Origin of the sequence: Thermus thalpophilus (genome assembly GCF_022760915.1) — a bacterium.
GTDB classification, from domain to species: domain Bacteria; phylum Deinococcota; class Deinococci; order Deinococcales; family Thermaceae; genus Thermus; species Thermus thalpophilus.
The window spans coordinates 1-1197 of sequence record NZ_JAKTNS010000087.1 but is presented as its reverse complement, the minus strand read 5'-3'; the positions used below and the strand labels follow the sequence as shown (position 1 = coordinate 1197).

The 1197-nt window shown below is 61.9% G+C and carries 2 protein-coding genes; both read left to right on the top strand.

The window, feature by feature from the left end; all coding sequences use genetic code 11:
- The first annotated feature begins 78 nt into the window (after positions 1-78).
- The gene (locus tag L0D17_RS13110; protein WP_243095694.1) at positions 79-456 is read left to right on the top strand and encodes a hypothetical protein; all 378 of its coding nucleotides are present in this window, start codon (positions 79-81) and stop codon (positions 454-456) included.
- Positions 457-483: 27 nt separating this feature from the next.
- Entirely contained in the window at positions 484-1122 is a 639-nt protein-coding gene (locus tag L0D17_RS13105; protein WP_243095693.1) for an IS607 family transposase, read from the top strand.
- Positions 1123-1197: the final 75 nt, after the last annotated feature.

Sequence of the window (1197 nt, the reverse complement as noted above, 5' to 3'; positions counted from 1 at the left end):
ACGTGGGCGCAGGTCCATCCTAAAGGGGTGGTCCCACGTTTTGACGTGTACTGAGACCGGGAAGTTATCGTCCCAGAAATGCATGAGCTGAAGCTGCGTTTTTTTGGTAGCGAGACCATAGTTCTCCATACCGCGGATATGACGCGCAACCGGAAGGGCTTTGAGGGTCTAAAGGACCCGGCTACACGCCAGAGGTGGTATCAAGCGCTTAACGCTGCCATGGCGCGGTGGAAGTACACGGTGGTTGCCGTGGTGATAGATAAGCTTCGGCACAGGGAAGCTTACGGCGATGCTGCCCTAGACCCTTATGAGCTTTCCCTGGCCCTGGTGGCCGAGCGGTTGGTACTCGAGGCGGAGAAGTTGAAGGCTAGGGTAGAGCTGGTCGCCGAGAGCAGGGGCCACCACCTGGACACCCGCCTTAACCGGGTTTGGGAGGTGCAAACAGTTGAGCAATAAAAGCTTTTAGGCTACAATAGCCCTCAGATGTCTCCGCTTCTCCTTACAGCCCATCAGGTCAGGGAGCGCTACGGCATTCACCGCAACACCCTGTACGCCTGGGAAAGGCAGGGCATTCTGCACCCCATCCGCACCCCCGGGGGTCGCAGGCGCTACCGCCGGGAGGAGATTGAACGGCTCCTCTCCCTCGGGCTGGAGATCCCCCAGGAGAAGCCCAAACCCTCCACCGTGCTCTACGCTCGGGTAAGCACGAGGAAGCAGGAAGGGTTTCTCAAGGACCAGATCGCCCGGCTGGAGGCCTTCGCCAAGGAGCGGGGCTGGGACTACCAGGTGATCGCCGAGATCGCAAGCGGCGTGAACGAGGAGCGGCGGGGGCTCAGCCAGATTCTAAACCGGGCCAAGAAGGGGGAGCTGGAGCGGGTGGTGGTGGAGTACGAGGACCGCCTGGCCCGGTTTGGGGTGGGGTACATCCGCCGCTTCCTAGAGGCTTTTGGGGTGGAGGTGGTGGTCTTAAACGGGGAGGAGGGCGGGGAGGTTCAGGAGGAACTCGCCCAGGACCTGGTGGCCATCGTTTCCCGCTTCGCCGCGCGGGTATACGGAAAGCGAGGCGCGGCCTCTCGCGCCAGGAGGCGGAAGGATGCCCAAGGGCAAGGGCAAGAACGCTAGCTTCCGAGGCGTCCAGGCTAAGAGGCTGTCGTAAAAGTCCTCCACGGCCAGCTACGCGGCCCTAGCCAGCCGCTT